The organism is Chroococcus sp. FPU101 (assembly GCF_017312365.1).
Classification (GTDB): Bacteria; Cyanobacteriota; Cyanobacteriia; order Cyanobacteriales; family Microcystaceae; genus Chroococcus.
The window spans coordinates 1-19,233 of record NZ_BLJI01000043.1; the positions used below are offsets into that span (position 1 = coordinate 1).

Below are 19,233 nucleotides of genomic sequence, written 5' to 3' on the forward strand. Positions count from 1 at the left end.
AGACGCTCAACAGTTTAACACCACTTAGACAAAAGGATTATCGGCAACTATTACGAAATTGCCGTAATCCTGCCAGGCATTCATAAAATCGTAGTAATCAATAACTGAGGCCTGTCCGTTCGGGGTTCCACTGTCATTAAGAATAATGTTAACTGAGCCATCCGATTCGCAGTCAATTCCTGTCACCCAAACAGCATGACCTCCATTAGCTTGCTCTATAGGATTGCCGTACGAGTCACGTTGAGGATTCCATATTTCATTAGAATCTAGCCCTACAATTGGCTTGTCACCTATTGCCAGAGCATAGGCTATGCTATTAAGAGTTGTATCGTATGGTTGATATGTCTGAATGTTTAAAGCGTTGAGAATGTAACCAGTATATTGTGAGGGGGTACCACCTTGAGGGTCAAACCATCCCCACTGTTGAGCGTAGTTGCTGGCATCATCTTCGGAAACATATTGACCCGTTAATGACGATAAACACAGATTTGAGCAACAACCGCACAGGAATTTTGACCCTGCTGTTGTCGCCAGTATTGAGCATCTTCGAGTGGATTCCCGTATTCAATTGGATCGTCATACAAACTACCCAAACTTTCAGTAGCGTTCGTTGCTAAATTACCTACATTAAGTTGATCGAAAATAAACAAAACGCCATAATCGTTAGGAGCATCTTGGACTTCTAGAACATCTAATTGGGTGTCGGTTAGCACTTCTGAAATAATAGTATTGGAAAGCGAAAGTTTCTGATCGAGTGAAGATGTAGTTGAAGCATTAGTGGCTGAATTCAAATTTTTACTAACAAAAACATCGCTGAAATCGTTAATCAAATTGCTTGAAGTGAAAGCCTCAAACGGAAAATAGGCTACCATTGCGCCTAGCAATACATCACTCATTTGAGAATTAAATCCTATTCCCGAAGTAGCGGAATAATTGTTGATAGGACTGTATGTCATTTCAAAAACTCCTTTTCAAGCTAAATTCTACTCATTCATCTTTCTCAAGATTTGGTAGTTATGCAGATGCTCGAAAAGGGGAATGGCTAATTAAATGTTTAATATCTAAAAATGTAAATTCCTGATTTTGTCAATGATTAAAAATCTTTTTCGTATAACAGTTCATCTATAAGGTTTAAATTAATGAAAATATTGTGAAAATAAGTTAAAATAATGATAGATGTGTTAAATAGCTAAAGGATTGATTTAAGCTAAATCCTCTATTGTGAACGGTCAATTTAAGTCGTCCATTGCTAGACCCCTAAAGAAGCGTTCATATTAATCTTTAGAGTAACCCTATCCTTAAAGCTTAAAGCTATGTTACATTTCTTTATAGAGGATGTCTTTAAAGATAGCTCACTCAAAAGTTATCTCGGCTCTCTTGGTACAACGTCATCGTACTTTAAACAAATTTCAACTTGACGCTGATCACGCTAGTCAGATAGCCTAGTAGATTAGCCGAAAAATAGCTCAACTACCGAAATATACAGCAACCTCTAGACTCAATGTTTACCAAACAAGCTACCGACTCAAAAGTCTATAAATGGTTTAACGATCGCTTAGAAATTGAAGCCCTTTCTGAGGACATTTCTAGTAAATACGTTCCACCCCACGTCAACATCTTCTACTGTTTTGGTGGGATTACCCTAGTTTGCTTTCTCATTCAGTTTGCCACTGGGTTTGCGATGACATTTTATTACAAACCTACTGTAGCTGAAGCCTTCACCTCGGTTCAGTACCTCATGAACGAAGTTAACTTCGGTTGGCTAATTCGTTCAGTACATCGCTGGTCTGCCAGTATGATGGTTCTAATGATGATATTACACGTTTTCCGAGTGTACCTCACTGGTGGTTTCAAAAAACCTCGTGAATTAACTTGGGTAACTGGAGTTGTCCTAGCCGTTATTACTGTTACCTTCGGTGTAACTGGATATTCCTTACCTTGGGATCAAGTTGGATACTGGGCGGTTAAAATCGTATCTGGTGTACCTGCTGCTATTCCCGTTGTCGGAGATCAAGTTGTAGAACTGATGCGTGGTAGTGAAAGTGTTGGACAAGCAACTTTAACCCGTTTTTATAGCCTACATACTTTTGTCTTACCTTGGTCAATTGCAGTCTTTATGCTATTGCACTTCTTGATGATTCGTAAACAAGGTATTTCTGGCCCTCTTTAAAATCTAGTTAACAGTAAACAGTTAAATAGAGAAAAGTATTATAAACTTTGAAATCATGAAACTGTTCCCTGATAACTGAAAAAAATTGCTGATCCTGAATGCAACTAAGGAGAAACTGATCAGATGTCAACTTTAAAAAAGCCGGATCTCAGTGATCCCGCACTACGCGCCAAACTAGCCAAAGGAATGGGTCACAACTACTATGGTGAACCCGCTTGGCCAAACGACCTGCTTTATGTGTTCCCCATTGTTATTTTAGGAACCATTGGTTTATGCGTTGGTTTAGCTGTTCTTGACCCCGCTTTAGTCGGTGAACCTGCTAACCCTTTTGCTACTCCTCTTGAGATTTTACCAGAGTGGTATCTTTATCCAGTTTTCCAAATTCTGCGGATTCTTCCCAACAAACTTTTAGGTATCGCTGGTATGGCGGGTGTACCTTTAGGTTTAATGTTGGTTCCTTTTATTGAAAACGTCAATAAATTCCAAAATCCTTTCCGTCGTCCTATTGCTACTACAGTTTTCCTAATTGGTACTCTAGTTACACTATGGTTAGGTGCTGGCGCAACTTTCCCAATTGATAAATCTTTAACCCTTGGTTTATTCTAAGGTCAAGTAAGATTATTTAAAAATTTGATGTCTATGATCGCTTTGGCTATTCTTCAAGCTCGATCTTGTAGGCATCAATTTTTTATGTCTCAAATTTTCTTCACCTCAGCCCCTATCTACTCGAAAAGGAATCTGACTTTAGCATGAAATTTAATATTAAAGTTAAATTTTTTATCTACTTACAGGTTGAACATAAACTCATTATTTTGAGAGAGGTTCATTATTAATAAGTGTTCTAAATTTAAAAAAGAGATCTAGAGCAGTTACTAAAAGAACTAACCAACTTAAAACTTAATCTCGATCCAGCAATTTATTTGATATTTTTTTTTATTTTGGAGTTTAATCATGACAAACACCAGTAAAGCCAAGCAAGGCTTTGCTTCAATGGATAAAAACAAACAAAAAGAAATCGCTAGCAAAGGTTCCGTTCAGGAAATAGATGAGCAAGAGGACGAAGATGAAAATGAGTTATCTAGCAAAGGTAAGCAGGGCTTTACTTCAATGGATAAAGGGAAGCAGCGTGAAATTGCTAGTAAAGGCGGTAAGTCCTCTCATAGCGGTTCTGGTAGCAACAAATAAACTAATTGTCGATGTGACCATTAGAAACTAAATATCATCAAAGATTAAATAAACAGGAGAATTGATATGCAAAGAGAAACAAAAAATCAAGAAGAACATGAGATGAGTTATGAATCTAGTTCCAGAGAAGAAGTCGTAAGTCCTAAAGAAAGAAACTTAACGGCTAATCCTGGTGATCGCATTTCCGACGAACCTCAAACCATCGAAGAAAAAGCCAAACAGATCGCAGTCGATGTTCCCGATATTACAGGCGATCACATTAAAGTTCCAACTTATTTCATTGTTGATGAACCAGATGGAGAGAAAAAAGCATTGCATCACGTAAAAGATGCAGATGAAATATCTGATGTCATCCGTCAAGCAAGAGTCGATGAAGACGGAAATCGCATCTGGAGATAAAAATTAATAATAACTTTTCGGACTACACTCTCTCAAACAGTGTAGTTTTTTTGTTCAAAAAAATTAATAATCGTTCCTAAAACATAGGACAATATGTTTGCTGTCTTATTGTTTGCCGAATCACAATGCAATTGTTTTCGCACCTAGAGCAACTGATTTTTAATCTTTTTCTCTTAGGCTTAATCGTCTGTGGTTTATCCTTGTTAAATGCCTCTACTGCCTCTGAGTCTGATCCACCGCAAAAAACACCAAGCAAACCCGTCTATCGTTCCTTTCATCTAGCTTGCTTACTTGAAGACGCGCCCTCAAGTTCTCTTAAAGGGCAAGCTTACGAACTCGCTATACCTCTAATGACACCCTTTGCTTGTGTTGTGCCGCAAACTTGGCATGACTTTTATCAGCATTATTTAGCTAAATCTGGAATAAATTATTGGGAATGGCAAGATAAACCCGAATCTCAGCAAATTTGTCCTGCTTTAACCGCCCTTTTTAACTTAAACGAACCAACTGGCTATGCTAAAGAAATTTTAGAATCTCTTGCTGAACAAAAAAATCCTTTTTTTCATTCTTTAGAGAATACTAAAAATATCAAACAAGGGAACATCTTTCGTCAAAAAGAAGACCATTACCAACAGGGAAAGTTTGCCGATCGAGAATTTCGAATTCAATTCGCCATGCGTCACGCATTTAAGCAGTGGCACAGTGCAGCAATTCAACAAATAGGTCGCCAAAAACTAGCCTCTGTTTATCAACGGTGTTATGGTGTGTCATGGGATGTTGTGCAAGAAATCACGAGAATTTCTAAAACTTCTTTCCCAGCACTTATCTTAGAGCAATCTTCTGCTTGGTGGGAAATTTTAGGAGTTTCTTTTTTAAGCAGAGGAGAATCGGTCGAAAAAGCTTATAAAACTCTAATGCTATTATGGCATCCGGATCGAAACCCTCATCCAAATGCGACCGAAGTAACAATACGCCTCAATATTGCGTATCAACAATATCAAGCTTTGCCTCAAGCTTGGCCCGCGTTACGCAAATGGCTGTCAACTGAGCTATAAGCTGATACAATAAATCGATTTAGTGAGGAAACCCGACTGAACGGAAACATGATGAAAAAAATCAACACGGACATCTCAATCGGGACGCGACAGGCGCCCCAACGTGTCCTCCCTTGCTTAAATTCTTTGGCAATTCTGATGATCGCATCGTTAGCATGGTCAAATTCGGCTATTGCTAATGACGTTAATTTATCAACAAATAGCGATTATTTAAACGAAACTGAATCAGTTGACATTTATGTACCGCCACCAGAACAGGGCAACTATCGAGTTTGTGAAGTTTTGCTTAGACCGACCATTAACAGTATTATTGAGAAAAACACTGGAAAATGGGGTATTTTAGTCGAAAAATTAGAAGATCGTACCGTTATTTATAACTATAATGCCGATAAATATCTAATTCCCGCTTCTAACATGAAAATTATTACAACGGCGGCGGCTTTACAAAGATTAGATCCAGAAGCCCCGATTCGTTCTACCTCAGTTAGAAATTGGGTGACAATTACCAATCAAAGAAGTAATAATGCTTATGCGGATACCCTGTTGCGCTATATTGGAGGCCCCACGGCGGCGAAAACGGCTTTAGCCCAAATGGGGATTAATCCGAGTTGGATTCGTCAAGCAGATGGTTCGGGAATATCTCGTAATAATGTCGCTACCCCTCGTGCATTTGTAGAAATTTTACGGGCGATGTATTATTCTCCGAAACGAGAAGTCTTTCATGCTTCTTTACCGATTGCAGGTTTGAGTGGAACGCTAAAAAATCGCATGAGAGCAACACCCGCCCAAGGAACGGTTTATGCTAAAACTGGAACCCTCACAGGGGTTAGAGCTTTATCGGGTTATATTCATCATCCCCATTACGGAATTTTGGTTTTTAGTATTATTGCTAATAATCCGAAACAATCGGGAAAAGCCTTGGTTAAAGCGATCGATCAAATCGTATTGCAATTAAGTCTCGTTACACCCTGTGAACTATAAATGACTATGCTTGCTTTCATTACTGGAGGAACAGGATTTATCGGGGCTAACCTGGTTCGTTTATTGCTAGAACAAGGTTACAGTGTTCGGGCGTTGGTTCGCCCAAATAGTCCTCTTGACAATTTACACGGTTTACCGATTGAAATTGTTCAAGGAGATTTGAATCATCCAAATCTTTCAGAACAGATGCAAGGCTGTCAAGTTTTGTTTCATGTAGCGGCACTCTATTCGCTGTGGCAAAAAGATCGAGATAATTTATATCGTTGTAATGTTTTAGGCACGAGAAATATCTTAGCGGCTGCCCGAAAAGCAGGGATTAAACGAACAGTTTACACCAGTTCGGTCGCGGCGATTGGTGTTTGTGATCCCCCTTCATCGGTTAATGAATTCTATCAGAGTCCAGTTGAAAAATTAATTGGGGATTATAAAAAGTCTAAATATTGGGCAGAACAAGAAGCTGGCAAAGCTTTACAAATGGGACAAGATGTGGTAATAGTCAATCCCAGTACTCCCATTGGCCCCTATGATCTTAAACCCACCCCGACAGGTGATCTGATTGTCCGTTTTTTGCGCCGTCAGATGCCTGTTTATGTCAATACTGGATTAAATGTAATTGATGTTCGTGATGTGGCTTGTGGACATCTTTTAGCCTTAGAGAAGGGAAAAACAGGAGAACGTTACATCCTTGGTCATCAAAATATGACTTTAAAACAGATTCTCGACGAATTATCTCAAATTACGAGCATTCCAGCCCCATCATCCCAAATTCCCTCATGGATTCCTTTAAGTGTCGCTTGGATCGATGAAAAAATTCTCACGCCTTTAGGAAAATCTCCATCAGTTCCCCTTGATGGTGTGAGAATGTCTACACAGTTGATGTTTTATGATGCGTCGAAAGCCGTTAGAGAATTAGGTTTACCTCAATCATCGATTCATACTGCTTTAAAAGATGCTGTGGAGTGGTTTCAAAAAGAGTTACTCTGAACAAAAGTAACCCTTTCTGAAATCCTTTTTTCCTAGGCTTCTATGACAAAGTCAGTAGATGCAAGAATAAGATCAACGGGCGCACCAATCGAGGCAAACTTTGCACCTGTACCAAATCCATCAGTGATACCATTGGAGTTAAAGAATAAGCTATTGGTATCTGCACTAAAGACAATGCGGGCTGTACTATTATCGGCGGCATCCTCATTCGCAACAACCGCAAAATCAGACGCATTACTAAAACCATTCCCAACATTACTCAACAAACCAAAAGTACTCTTAGACAGAACGATTTTATCAAAACCTCTACTGAAGGTTTCGATCGTATCAATCCCAAAATCACCAGCCGTAAAGACTCCTACGGTTGCCGCAAAGACAAAGGAATCATTACCAGAACCACCATTAAGGATATCATTTCCTGCTTGACCTCGTAAGCGATCGTTATTTAAACCACCAATTAGAAGGTCATCACCAGCACCACCAATTAGAGTATCATCACCACTGCTACCATCAAGGGTATTAGCTGCACTATTTCCTGTTATTAGGTTATTCAGTGTGTTTCCTGTACCATTAATTGATGTAGTTCCTAACAACTCTAAATTTTCTAAGTTGTTTCCCAAGGTAAAAGTGACAGAAGATTTTACGGTATCAATACTTAAAAAATTTAAGGTTTCTGTAATAACATCTCCAGTCGAATCAACGACATAAAGATCGTTACCTAGTCCTCCTTCCATCGTGTCGTTACCTGAACCCCCATCAAGGGTATCGTTACCAATTCCTCCATCATCCCCTTGGAGAAGGTCATTACCAATACCACCGAGTAGGCTATCATTACCGCCAAATCCACCAATTAGAGTATCATTTCCCGAACCACCATCGATGGTATCGTTACCCCCAATACCATCAATGGTATCATTTCCCTCCAAACCGCGTAGAGCATTATTACCATTGCTACCTTGTATGTCGTTGTTGAGGGTGTTACCTGTTCCGTTGATGTTGAGAAGAGTTACAGGATCAAACAATTGCAGATTTTCGACGTTCTGACTCAAAGTAAAGTCAACAGAAGATAAAACGAAATCAGTTCCCCCAATTAGTCCTTCTACAACAACATCTGCAACGTTATCAACAACATAACTATCGTTACCTAAACCACCAACCATACTGTCGATACCAGTACCTCCATCAAGGAAATCACCACCAGTACCTCCAATCAGGGTATCATTCCCTGCTAGACCTTTAAGAGTGCTACCAAGGTTATTTCCTGTAATTCTGTTATTGAGTTCGTTACCTGTACCACCGAGGGCATTACCTAGTAATTCAAGGTTTTCGATGTTAGCGGTTAGGGTGTAAAATGTGTTAACAAAGCCACTGGGTACATTAAATCGAACGGTGTCGAGTCCAGCATTTGCTCCTTCAACGACAACATCAATACCAAAGAGATTATCGATTAGATAAATATCATCTCCAGAGCCACCAATCAAAGTATCAATACTGTTGGTCAGATCTAAGATACTGCCTATACCGTTAAGGATATCGTTTCCTTCACCACCCGATAAAGTATCTTGACCAAATCCTCCAACTAAAGAATCATTACCAGAATCTCCACTGAGGAGATCGGCACCACTACCGCCAGACATGGTATCATTTCCACCATCACCAAACATAAAGTCTTGATCGGAAGTTCCAGTAAGATTTTCGTTAAAGTTTCCAGTTTGTCCAAAAATAAAAGCCATTTTTTTTCTTTGTGTCCACGATTAACTGTATTTGTGGGCGTTTGCCTTCAATAATTACAGTATTTACTTTCTCATCGGGAATCACCAGGATTTCTGGGCATTTTAACGCCAAAATTAAGGCAAGTTAAGGACGTTACTCTAAAGTCTAGAAATTAATAGTATTTTGAGCGAATGAACAATGGGTTATTGATCCTTAAAATGCCTAAAGTAATGGATTTACTGTTCAAGACGACGGACGATCGCATTTTCCCACTTGTCTTGCATTTGTTGAATATTAAGATCAATCACAGTCTGATCCCATACTGACATTTTTAAACAAGGATCTGACTTTATCTGACCTATTTGTTGCCAAGCTTGTCCTAAAGTTTCAGTTAGATAATTTTCCCATTCTGACTGTAGTTTTGGATTGATTGAGACAATAATCCGACTGGCAGATTCACCAAAAAGTACGGTATCGAAGCGACTTCCCGATAAAGCGACAGTTGCACCCAAACCGCTACTGATACAACACTCTGCTAAAGTTACTGCAATTCCGCCATCTGCACAATCATGAGCCGATTTGACCCATCCTTGACGAATGCCATCACGACACGCTTTTTGTACCAATCGTTCCAAAATAAAATCAACTACAGGGGGTTTTCCTGCTACTGTACGATGAATCGTATTAAGATATTCCGAACCGCCCAAAGTCGGAACCACTGAAGAACCGAGTAAATAAATTAAATCCCCTTCATTTTGCCAAGCTTGACCGCATACTTTAGTAATATCAGGGATGAGTCCGACCATTCCAATTACAGGAGTCGGATAAATGGGCTGTGGGTTGCCTTGTGAATCTACGGTTTCATTGTAGAGAGAAACATTACCACCCGTCACAGGAGTAGACATTTCTCGACACGCATCAGCAATACCCCGACACGCTGAAGCCAGTTGCCAGTAACCAACAGGGTTTTCTGGACTGCCAAAATTGAGATTATCGGTAACGGCTAACGGTTCAGCACCCACACAGCTAAGATTACGAGAGGCTTCGGCAACGGCAGCTTTAGCCCCTTCATAGGGATCTAAATAAACATATCGCCCATTACAATCGGTTGTAGCCGCAACACCAATGGTAGATGTACTTGGATCAGCATCAATGGGACGAACCCGAATCACGGCTGCATCTGCTCCACCGGGTAATATAACTGTATTATTCTGCACCTGATGATCGTACTGTCGATAAACCCAACGTTTTGATGCGATCGTTGGTGTATCTAGAAGTTGTAATAAAATCTCGTTCCAAGTTTTAGAATCAATTCCCTCATTTGTACAAGCGGGTAAACTTTCCTCTGTCCATTTTGAAGCATCTGTTGCATATTTAGGTAATTCTGTCAGCAGTTCACGATGATAAATTGGGGTATTATCGGCCAAAGCAGTAGCGGGAATATTGGCGGCAATTTCACCCTTAAAGAGAATTCTAACGATCGGTTCTTCGATCACGGTTCCTGCGATCACCGCTTGTAGTCCCCAACGGTGAAAAATCTCGATTAATTCCTGTTCTCTCCCTTTTTGAGCAACAAAGAGCATTCTTTCTTGTGATTCCGAGAGAAGATATTCATAGGGAATCATGCCCGTTTCCCGTACTGGAATTTTATCTAAATCCAGTTCAATTCCGACACCCCCTTTAGCCGCCATTTCTGAGGTAGAACAAGTAATACCCGCCGCCCCCATATCTTGCGCTGCGACCACTGCACCTGTTTTAAACGCTTCTAAACAGGCTTCAATTAAGGATTTTTCGAGAAAGGGATCGCCAACTTGTACCGCAGGGCGATCGTCCATTGATTGATCTGTTAATTCTGCACTAGCAAAACTTGCGCCACCCATGCCATCGCGTCCCGTTGTGGAACCAACATATAATACTGGATTTCCAATACCTTTTGCGCCAGATTTAACAATTTCGTCGGTTTCCATCAATCCTAACGCCATCGCATTAACTAACGGGTTACCGCTATAGGCAGGATCGAAATACACTTCACCCCCAACCGTTGGAACCCCGACACAATTACCATAATGTGAAATACCTTCGACTACACCTGTAAATATTCTTCGATTTCTGGCATCATCTAAATTCCCAAACCGCAAAGAATTTAGAATCGCAATAGGACGCGCCCCCATGGTAAAGATATCTCTTAAAATGCCTCCGACACCCGTCGCTGCACCTTGAAACGGTTCTACTGCCGAAGGATGATTATGAGATTCAATTTTAAAAGCCAGTCTCAGTCCGTTTCCTAAGTCTACTACACCTGCGTTTTCTCCAGGCCCGACGAGAATGCGATCGCCTGTTGTGGGAAACTGTTTTAATAAAGGTCGAGAATTTTTGTAACAACAGTGTTCTGACCACATTACACCAAACATCCCTAATTCTGCTTTATTGGGATGACGACCTAAACGGCTAACAATTTCTTCGTATTCATCGGGTTTGATGCCTTCTGAGGCGATTTCTTGCGGAGAAAAAGGAGCAGACATAAAATAACTCTAATTGTGGAGACACCGTAAATTATTGTATCTGATTCTTTACGTCTACCGAAGCTAAATAAAGACTGCTGGTGACACATGAAAAAATTCACCCAAAGCTTTAGCCTGAGATTTACTAATCGAACGTTTTCCATGAACGATTTCTGATACAACTCCTTTTGAGCCGATTTTACCGACTAAATCAATTTGTTTGACTTGATTTTCTTCCATTAGATGCAGTAAAACTTCATGCGGTGTTGCTTGCTCTGGTTTATCTTGTTTTGCATCGAATTCTTTAATTAAAGTCGCTATGAGTTTCAGTAGTGCTGTTTCTTCAGGTATGCGATCTTTTTGCTTCATTAGCTCTAAAAGAATATGACGAGCATTATCATACTCTTTTTCATTCTCGATCACTTTGGGTTGAAATTTTACTAAAAGCTGACCATAAATAGCTTTATCAATTACAATCATTTTTCCTCTAGATTGAGTGAATGTACAAGGGGAACAATCCCCTAATAGATGGTTTATCCAGTTGTTGGCTGTTTATTAGAATTGATATTTGTCATACTCGGCGTGGGTCAGAAAAGTCTCATAAACGATTATTTGCAGGGAATAATCAATTACAGTAATCAAGCGATAAGAATTTCCTTTTATATTAAACACGGTTCTACCCTTTACATAGTCCGCCGATGGATAGGTTTTTCTGACTTGTGTAATATTGCTCCATTCTGCCTCCTCAACCACTCTCATCCAAGCTTCAATTGTTCTATGTGTATCACCATATTTTGCTGCATCCTTTCTCAGTTGATACTGACCAATTAGCTCCATTAAGACACCATTGGAGATTACTTTATAATGTTCTCGTTATGAAAACTATTTGTCAAGGTAAAGTTTGACTATATTTTCAGCATCAAGATAGATCAGCCACTTTAGGGCGATGATCTACAATGATTAGCATGAAGCGATCGTACTTTCCCCTATTGCTCACGTTTCTCTTACTGAATGGTTGTCAAAAAGACCAATTAACCATTCCTTCGGATACTTCTGTTGCAGCGAACCCGACACAAATTCAAACTCAAACCTTACAACCTAGTCGTATTTCAATTCTAAAAGAAAAACTCCCTGCGCCTTTCGCCTCAGATAGTGCCTCCAAATCACCCGAAATTTTACCCATTCCAGCACAACCTAAATTAAATGTCCCACAAGGATTTCAAGTTAATGTTTTTGCCGAAAATCTAGATAACCCGCGTTGGTTAGTATTAACCCCGAATGGAGATGTATTAGTTACTGAAACTCGTCAAAATCGAATACGTTTACTTAAAGATACCGATAAAAACGGTGTCGCCGATAGTTACAAAACCTTCGCAACAGCCGAAAATGGCTTAGATTTACCGTTTGGGATGGCTTTTTTGGGAAACTCTTTCTTTTTGGGAAATCAAAATGGGGTGTTACGTTTTCCTTTCTCTAAAGATCAAGAAAGTCTTAGCGGAACAGGACAAAAAATCGCAGAATTACCCGGTGGGGGTTATCGTCAACACTGGACAAGAAATGTTGTTGCTTCACCAGATGGACAAAAATTATACATTTCTATCGGTTCTCGTTCTAACGTTGATGTTGAAGAATTGCCTCGCGCTTCAGTACAGGAAATGGACTTAAAAGATTACCGTCTGAGTACCTTTGCGTCTGGTTTACGTAATCCAGTAGGTTTAGATTTCCATCCCGTAACAGGGGAACTTTATACCAGCGTCAATGAACGAGATGGCTTAGGAGATGATTTAGTTCCCGATTATCTGACTCGTATTCGTCGCGGTGAGTTTTATGGTTGGCCGTTTGCTTATCTATCGCCAAAATTTCTCGACCCTCGTCAAGTGGCAAATAACCGCAGTCGTAACCCACAATTAGCCGCCACAACAAAAACCCCTGATGTCTTATTTCAAGCGCATTCAGCCGCTTTAGGGTTACAATTTTATGATCAAAAAACCTTTCCCGCAAAGTATCAAAATGGTGCATTTGTCGCGTTTCGTGGATCTTGGAATCGTGGACAGGGAACAGGGTATAAAATTGTTTTTGTCCCATTTGGCCCAGATCATCGACCATTAGGCTATTATGAAGATTTTCTGACGGGTTTTCTAGTCGATCCAAAAGTTCCGAGTACTTGGGGTAGACCCGTTGGTTTATTAGTATTGCCCGATGGAAGTTTGTTAGTAACTGAAGAGATGAATGGTCGGATTTATCGGATACAATATCGATCGCCCTGACTTTTGTCTGACTTTTTATCTGACTTTTACCGACTGATCTAAATCTTGTTGAAAGATATATTGGTGTCATCCGCTTTCAGATTGGAGTGAGTCTCGTGACAAAGCTAACTAACGGAAACATCTCTCACTGGCGTGTGTCATGTCGCTTGTCACACGATAGCACAGCAAATCATCAATCCAAAAGTGAAATCAAAAAAACGTGGCTATCTCGTCTCGCTGAAGACCATCTACAACAAAGTCAGCAGGAAAAAGATAGTATTATTCAATGGTTGCTAGGTGAAAGCGAAACAGAATGGAACAATTTGACCCTAGAACAACAAACCAACCTTCAGCAATATTATAACGATCGCTACCAAATCTTAAAACAGCGTTATCTTAATGCTACAGCGACTCAAGCTTATCAAAATTTGATTAATCGTTTATGTTCTTTGGTGGTTGTACATCAAAATTTTCAAAATTGGCTTAAAGCTAACCGAGATGGTCAACGCGCTTTACTGAAAGTTGTACAAGAAGTGATCCAAGAGATGATACAAACAGAGGATTATGTTTTACAACAAATGAAATGGATCGCTCAATGCACTATTGATCAATCGTTACGAGATCGTCTGCTTTTGGTCAGTATTGAAGAATATAGCCTGCGTTCTGTCGAAAATCAACCGTTATTTTTACATCGTTTATTAAACTATGTCCGTCGTAACACTAGACAAAAAAGCGTTTTAATGCTTCTTGAACCTTTAATGTTAGAGGATGTCAATCAGACTTTAAGCGAAAATCAGGATGTCCATCAGTTTTCTAAAGTCATGGTAGAAGTTCGCTATCGGGTTATATCGGCTTAAAGAAACCAATTTACCTTAAACGACCTGAACGCATAATACTAATAATTAATCCCAATCCCATAAAACTAGCGACGGTAAACAAAATATCGCTAATAATTACTAAATGTGTGGTAGATGTTTTAGTCGAAATAATCGCCGCACCAATCGTTAATGAACCAATAACAATACTAAACGCTAAACGATTAACTGATAATTCTAAAGTCCGACGCAGTGGATCTAAATCCTGTAATCTGACATTCCATTGCAAGGTATCTGAAGTCAGTCGATCTAAGAATACATCGATTTGTCGCGGACTTTTTAAAGAAATGGATTTTAAATCTAAAATCGTCCTCAGAGAAGATTGTAAAGGCGTAACTCCAATCAATTGACGTTCAAAAAAATCCGTCATTAAAGGTTTGACTTCTTCTATAACATTCAGTTTGGGATTAAATTTTCGTCCTGCACCTTCTAAATTCGCTAAACTTTTGGCATATAAACCCAAATTACCTGGAAGTCTTAGCTTATTCTTTCTGGCAATTTGTAACATCTCATAAACCACCTCACTAAAATTAATTTGAGCCAGATTCAAATTGTAGTATTTCCGTAGCATTCGCTCAAAATCGTTTTCTAACTGAGAAGTACTCGCAGGTTGAGCCGAATCTGATAATTTTACCGTTAGTTGGCTACATCTTTGAGCGTCTAAATCAACAATTGCTAAGAGCATTTCTGTTAAAATCTGTTGAGTTCGTGGATCTAAACGTCCAATCATGCCACAATCTAACAGTGCAACTCGACCATCCTTTAGATAAAAAATATTCCCAGGGTGGGGATCTGCATGAAAGAATCCATCAATATAATATTGTTGGAAAAAAGCCCTCAGTAAAAGACTGGTTATTTCTTGACGACGTTCTTGAGTAGTTTTTAGAGTTAAAGGTTCACTGAGATCCGCGTCTAATAATTGTTGACCATACAACCATTCTAAAACTAAAATTTTTGAGCTACTGAGTTCCCAATAAACTTTAGGAACCACTAATTGTTTAGGGTCAAACCAGCGCGTTTTTGAGAGATTTTGCTTTAATTCTTCAGTAAATGAACCTTCTTGTCTAAAATCTAATTCCGCTTTAACTGCTTTTGTAAAATCATCTGCTAAATTAACAACATCATAGGTTCGGCCAAACTCCGTCATCGAAACAAGTTCAGCAATTCCTCTAATTAATGCACTATCTTGAGCAACAATTTTCTCAATACCAGGACGCAAAACTTTAATCGCTACTTCGTCTCCATTTAATAATGTAGCGCGATGAATCTGACCAATTGATCCCGCCGCTACTGGTACAGGATCGATCACTTGAAACACTTCTTCAAGAGGTTGGTTTAATTCTTCTTGAATCACAGTTTCAATAGCTAACCAAGAAACGGGCGGAACTTGTGCTTGTAGAGCCGATAATGCTTCAATATACTGGGGTGGTAATAAATCAGGACGAGTGCTTAAAAGTTGCCCTAACTTAACATAAAACGGCCCCAATTCTACTAAAATTTTGCGTAAAACTTCGGGTGTGGGGATCTGTGGTTCGTCGTCTGTTCCTCCAGTCAGAAGACCCCGCATATAGTCCCATCCATTGCGGAGGACGACATCAATAATTTCTTTTTGGCGAGTCGCGTAAGTCAGTGCAAACACAGGCGTAATGATTGAGGCGTAAGTTTAAGAAAAAGTTAATCAGAAATCATCCGATTAACTCTTTCCTTTGATCATTATAGTAATTGTTCTAATTGAGGGTTGTCTTGCAGTAATTTCAGTACCTGTTTGATATCTTGTGTGCGGTTCTTATGCACGACTAAAGTCGCTTTACCATTACGGACAATCACAACATCTTCTAAACCAATGGTTACAATCACTTCATCGGCATCATTTGCATATAAAATTGATCCTTCGGTATCTAAACCGACATGAGTGGCTAACTCTACATTCTTTTGACCTTCTTTATGTAAAAGTCGTTCGAGGGCGTTCCAGTCTCCTAAATCATCCCAACCAAAATCAGCAGGCAAAACATAGGCTAACTGGGTTTGTTCCATCAAAGCATAGTCAATACTTTTTTTCTCTAAGGTGGCATAAGCGGCTGTCCCTTGTTCTTTTAGTGGACGGATAATATTAGGAGCGTAGGTATCGAGTTCATTTAAAACGACTTCTGCCCTAAAAATAAACATTCCGCTATTCCAACTAAAACGCCCTGTTTCAATAAAGGTTTGGGCGGTGTCTTGATCGGGTTTTTCTGTAAAACGACTGACGCGATAAACGGGTAGATTGTTATATTCTCCTTCTTTTTCTCCCTGTTCAATGTAGCCGTATCCAGTTGAAGGAAAATTAGGTTGTATGCCGAGAGTGACGATCGCATTCTTGGTTTGTGCGACTTCTGAAGCAGCTTTGAGGGTGTTCTGATAGGCGGTTTGATCCCCTATCCAGTGATCCGCAGGAAAGAAGCCTACAACCGCATCATTGCCGTAGCGTTTGGCGACTTCTAGGGTAGCCCAAGTGACAGCAGGGGCGGTATCTCGTCCTTCGGGTTCAATTAATAGATTCTCTTTGGGTAAATGGGGGAGTTGTTCTCGAACCACATCAGCGACTAATGCAGATGTGATCACCCAAAGATTATCCCATCCTGAAGAGAGAGGTAACAAGCGATCGGCGGTAGACTGTAAAAGACTGCTACCAGTGCCATCAAGAGATAAAAATTGTTTGGGTTTTTGACGACGACTCAACGGCCAAAAACGTTCACCTTTTCCACCCGCTAAAATAACGGGAATAAGCACTTGATTCATTGTTGCCTCAAAGATAATGCAGATTGCCCCTATTTTGAGGTGAATTTTTCGTGCTTGTCAATAGACTGGTTTCGGTTATTAAGTATTTCTACTTACTAATCTGGAATAATCTTAGATAAGATGCTGCGATCGCTTTGTTTAGCATGATTATTCAGTAATCTGTATGTCTAGCGATAATTTTGTTCAATCCAGATCCTCATCTGTTCTTCAGAAATACGTTTCACAGATTGACCATTTTTAGGATTGTAGGCACTCCACCAAATATTTCCATTTTGATCAACCATCCGCCAAACTTGCAATTCTAATGAAGTATTGAAGAACTGACTAAAATTCTGACCAATATTTGATAATTTTGTCCAAAATGACGCTTGTTTGACAGCTTTTTGATTAGATAACTGCTCTGATGGTTTATAAATTAAGGTTTTCATGACGAATCACTCTTTTTCATTGAATTGTTATTTTCATCATATGAAGGGTGGCTTAAAGAAACAATTCATGGATTAGATAATGAGCCATCAATTACACTGATGGATAATTCTCTAGATCTTCTCTTTGTGTGGAGATAATTCTAGTCAAAAAATGTGATGGCTAAAACGATGATTTATGAGCGTTCAAACCATTTAAAACTATCGCAATTACAGGTATTAGTAGCGGTCACGGATTATGGTAGTTTTAGTGAAGCAGCCTTACAACTTCAGATGTCCCAGTCTGCGGTAAGTTATGCAATTGCAACACTAGAAGAAGAGTTAGGAGTCGTCTTATTTTTACGGGGACGCTATGGGGCTAATCTTACCCCAGTCGGACAGCAAATCGTCGATCGAGCGCGACAAATTTTGTCTTTAATGGACGATATCAGTAAACAAGCTGAATTTGCTAGAGGTTTAAAAGGTGGACAAGTCAGAATTTCTTCGTTTCGTAGTGCAGCCACTCACATTTTACCCGAAGTGATCGCCGAGTTTTGTCAACGTTATCCAGCACTGGCTGTCAGCATTGCAGAATATGATGATTGTCTAAATGTCGAACAAGATTTACGAGAGGGACGCGCTGATTTAGGGATTATTTATTACTATCAAAAAAATCATCAAGAGTTTGAGCAATGGGAACTGATGCGCGATGAGTTTGTGGTTTTATTTCCGCCCGATTTTAAACTCAAAGGACAATCTTTAACATGGGAAGAATTAGCCACTTATCCTTTAATTATGGCTCCCGATGGAGATACTTGTGATGCGATGGTGTATGAACATAGTGCGAAATATGGTGTTACTTTGCAAGTGATTTATCATGTTCGTTCTGATGCCACAATTGTTAATATGGTCGCTAAGGGTTTAGGTGCTGCCATTACTCCTCGTCTAGCTGCTGAACCCATTCCTGTTGGTGTACAAAGCTATAGTTTGCCAGTACCTTTTTATAGAATGATTGGGATTGCGATTCTTAAAGATGCTCTTTTAACACCAGCTACTTTTGCGTTTTTGGATCTTTTAAAAGCACAATTTAATCATCCCTAGAAATCCGTTGACGATGTTTTTCAAGAGTAATATGTAATAAATTTAATACTTCTGTAGCTGTTTCAATAATTTGAGGAGGACTAAAACCTGCTTGAATAACTTCTTTAAAGAAAGATTTAGCGACAATTTTGGCGAGTTTAGTCGGATGGGGATCAGCTTCTTGGGTTTCTTGAATTTCCCTAACAACGGCTAAGGTAACAAATTTCGATTTTAGAATATTTTGTAAATGAGTAATATGTAGAGCTTGACTGGCTATTGTCGCAAACAGTTTGAGCAGTTCTAGATCTGACTCATCAAAAAATTTTTTCTGTATAGGTTGTTCAACAATGATAGCACCACTAATTTGATTATTTTGCCACAGAGGAACTGAGATTAAGCTAGTTGAATGATGTAGGTAATTTTTCGGTAGCGTAAAAGGAATAAATTTACTATTTTTAATCAGCAACGGTTGTTCCGTTTTACTAAGATAACTAGCGATCGCTTGTTCTAGAGGAGAAACTTTGAGTTCAATTGAATGAGGAACATTAGCACAGTAAATAACTTGAAAACAACCTTGGTCATCGGATTGAGTAAACTGTAAGATCGAGCAACGACGAGCATTTAAACATGATATCGTTTGAGTCGCGATAGCTGGTAAACTCCCCGCTACACTAGAGTCAGTTCTATTGTCTCTAGGTAGAATCATGGATTGAATTGCTATATTGTTATCGGTATTCATCACAATGTCAAAAATATAAAGGATAAAAACTTAAAAAGGACTCAGCAAAAGAGATACAGCACGTTTAGAGAAAATTTACTTTAACAAGTCTGTTATTTCTTTTAAATTTCAGGGAACTATATA

Annotated in this window: 19 protein-coding genes; 10 read left to right on the forward strand and 9 right to left on the reverse strand. The window is 39.3% G+C overall.

The features are described from left to right. Positions 1 to 467: 467 nt before the first annotated feature. Positions 468 to 956, reverse strand: a complete 489-nt coding sequence (locus tag CFPU101_RS22140; protein ID WP_206817678.1) for a hypothetical protein — start codon at positions 954 to 956, stop codon at positions 468 to 470. A 545-nt stretch (positions 957 to 1,501) separates the two neighbouring features. Here CFPU101_RS22140 and petB point away from each other — a divergent pair. The 7 genes from petB (at position 1,502) to hpnA (ending at position 6,774) form a co-directional block, all read left to right on the forward strand. After that, a complete protein-coding gene (petB, locus tag CFPU101_RS22145) occupies positions 1,502 to 2,170 on the forward strand; it encodes a cytochrome b6 (protein WP_206817679.1) in 669 nt (222 codons plus the stop codon). A 123-nt stretch (positions 2,171 to 2,293) separates the two neighbouring features. After that, on the forward strand, positions 2,294 to 2,776 hold the full coding sequence (gene petD / locus CFPU101_RS22150) for a cytochrome b6-f complex subunit IV (RefSeq protein ID WP_206817682.1): 483 nt from the start codon (positions 2,294 to 2,296) through the stop codon (positions 2,774 to 2,776). A gap of 345 nt (positions 2,777 to 3,121) precedes the next feature. Further along, the gene (locus CFPU101_RS22155; protein ID WP_206817715.1) at positions 3,122 to 3,355 is read left to right on the forward strand and encodes a KGG domain-containing protein; all 234 of its coding nucleotides are present in this window, start codon (positions 3,122 to 3,124) and stop codon (positions 3,353 to 3,355) included. 66 nt (positions 3,356 to 3,421) lie between these two features. Beyond that, the gene (locus CFPU101_RS22160) at positions 3,422 to 3,754 is read left to right on the forward strand and encodes a hypothetical protein (RefSeq protein ID WP_242578177.1); all 333 of its coding nucleotides are present in this window, start codon (positions 3,422 to 3,424) and stop codon (positions 3,752 to 3,754) included. A 125-nt stretch (positions 3,755 to 3,879) separates the two neighbouring features. Beyond that, positions 3,880 to 4,809: a J domain-containing protein gene (locus CFPU101_RS22165; RefSeq protein WP_206817683.1), complete on the forward strand. Its 930-nt coding sequence runs from the start codon at positions 3,880 to 3,882 to the stop codon at positions 4,807 to 4,809. A 138-nt stretch (positions 4,810 to 4,947) separates the two neighbouring features. Continuing rightward, on the forward strand, positions 4,948 to 5,790 hold the full coding sequence (locus CFPU101_RS22170; RefSeq protein WP_242578178.1) for a D-alanyl-D-alanine carboxypeptidase: 843 nt from the start codon (positions 4,948 to 4,950) through the stop codon (positions 5,788 to 5,790). A 6-nt stretch (positions 5,791 to 5,796) separates the two neighbouring features. After that, positions 5,797 to 6,774 carry a hopanoid-associated sugar epimerase gene (gene hpnA / locus CFPU101_RS22175; RefSeq protein WP_206817685.1) on the forward strand — a complete coding sequence of 326 codons (978 nt, stop codon included), beginning with the start codon at positions 5,797 to 5,799 and terminating at the stop codon, positions 6,772 to 6,774. Between the two features lie 32 nt (positions 6,775 to 6,806). Here hpnA and CFPU101_RS26070 read toward each other — a convergent pair whose 3' ends face one another. From CFPU101_RS26070 to CFPU101_RS22195, 4 genes are all read right to left on the reverse strand, one after another. After that, positions 6,807 to 8,507 (reverse strand): calcium-binding protein, encoded by a 1,701-nt coding sequence (locus CFPU101_RS26070; protein WP_206817687.1) that lies wholly within the window; start codon positions 8,505 to 8,507, stop codon positions 6,807 to 6,809. A 216-nt stretch (positions 8,508 to 8,723) separates the two neighbouring features. After that, entirely contained in the window at positions 8,724 to 11,009 is a 2,286-nt protein-coding gene (gene purL, locus CFPU101_RS22185) for a phosphoribosylformylglycinamidine synthase subunit PurL (RefSeq protein ID WP_206817689.1), read from the reverse strand. A gap of 63 nt (positions 11,010 to 11,072) precedes the next feature. Then, entirely contained in the window at positions 11,073 to 11,468 is a 396-nt protein-coding gene (locus tag CFPU101_RS22190) for a type II toxin-antitoxin system HigA family antitoxin (protein WP_206817691.1), read from the reverse strand. A gap of 75 nt (positions 11,469 to 11,543) precedes the next feature. Beyond that, positions 11,544 to 11,825, reverse strand: coding sequence for a type II toxin-antitoxin system HigB family toxin (locus tag CFPU101_RS22195; RefSeq protein ID WP_206817692.1), 282 nt, complete (start codon positions 11,823 to 11,825; stop codon positions 11,544 to 11,546). A gap of 119 nt (positions 11,826 to 11,944) precedes the next feature. On the opposite strand from CFPU101_RS22195, the gene CFPU101_RS22200 reads away from it, so the two are divergent. Together CFPU101_RS22200 and CFPU101_RS22205 are read left to right on the forward strand one after the other, a co-directional pair. After that, entirely contained in the window at positions 11,945 to 13,255 is a 1,311-nt protein-coding gene (locus CFPU101_RS22200) for a sorbosone dehydrogenase family protein (RefSeq protein ID WP_242578179.1), read from the forward strand. 95 nt (positions 13,256 to 13,350) lie between these two features. After that, positions 13,351 to 14,091 (forward strand): hypothetical protein, encoded by a 741-nt coding sequence (locus tag CFPU101_RS22205; protein ID WP_206817694.1) that lies wholly within the window; start codon positions 13,351 to 13,353, stop codon positions 14,089 to 14,091. A 10-nt stretch (positions 14,092 to 14,101) separates the two neighbouring features. Here CFPU101_RS22205 and CFPU101_RS22210 read toward each other — a convergent pair whose 3' ends face one another. The 3 genes from CFPU101_RS22210 to CFPU101_RS22220 all read right to left on the reverse strand — a co-directional run bounded on the left by CFPU101_RS22210 (position 14,102) and on the right by CFPU101_RS22220 (position 17,315). Beyond that, entirely contained in the window at positions 14,102 to 15,748 is a 1,647-nt protein-coding gene (locus tag CFPU101_RS22210) for an AarF/ABC1/UbiB kinase family protein (RefSeq protein WP_206817697.1), read from the reverse strand. A 74-nt stretch (positions 15,749 to 15,822) separates the two neighbouring features. Further along, complete coding sequence (locus CFPU101_RS22215) at positions 15,823 to 16,887, reverse strand: mannose-1-phosphate guanylyltransferase (protein ID WP_206817699.1); 1,065 nt, start codon at positions 16,885 to 16,887, stop codon at positions 15,823 to 15,825. Between the two features lie 167 nt (positions 16,888 to 17,054). Further along, a complete protein-coding gene (locus tag CFPU101_RS22220) occupies positions 17,055 to 17,315 on the reverse strand; it encodes a hypothetical protein (RefSeq protein WP_206817701.1) in 261 nt (86 codons plus the stop codon). A 156-nt stretch (positions 17,316 to 17,471) separates the two neighbouring features. Here CFPU101_RS22220 and CFPU101_RS22225 point away from each other — a divergent pair, with 156 nt between their 5' ends. Then, positions 17,472 to 18,392 (forward strand): LysR family transcriptional regulator, encoded by a 921-nt coding sequence (locus CFPU101_RS22225; protein ID WP_242578180.1) that lies wholly within the window; start codon positions 17,472 to 17,474, stop codon positions 18,390 to 18,392. Here CFPU101_RS22225 and CFPU101_RS22230 read toward each other — a convergent pair. After that, positions 18,379 to 19,110: a GAF domain-containing protein gene (locus CFPU101_RS22230; protein ID WP_206817703.1), complete on the reverse strand. Its 732-nt coding sequence runs from the start codon at positions 19,108 to 19,110 to the stop codon at positions 18,379 to 18,381. The two genes, CFPU101_RS22225 and CFPU101_RS22230, sit on opposite strands and share 14 nt — an antisense overlap. Positions 19,111 to 19,233 lie beyond the last annotated feature (123 nt).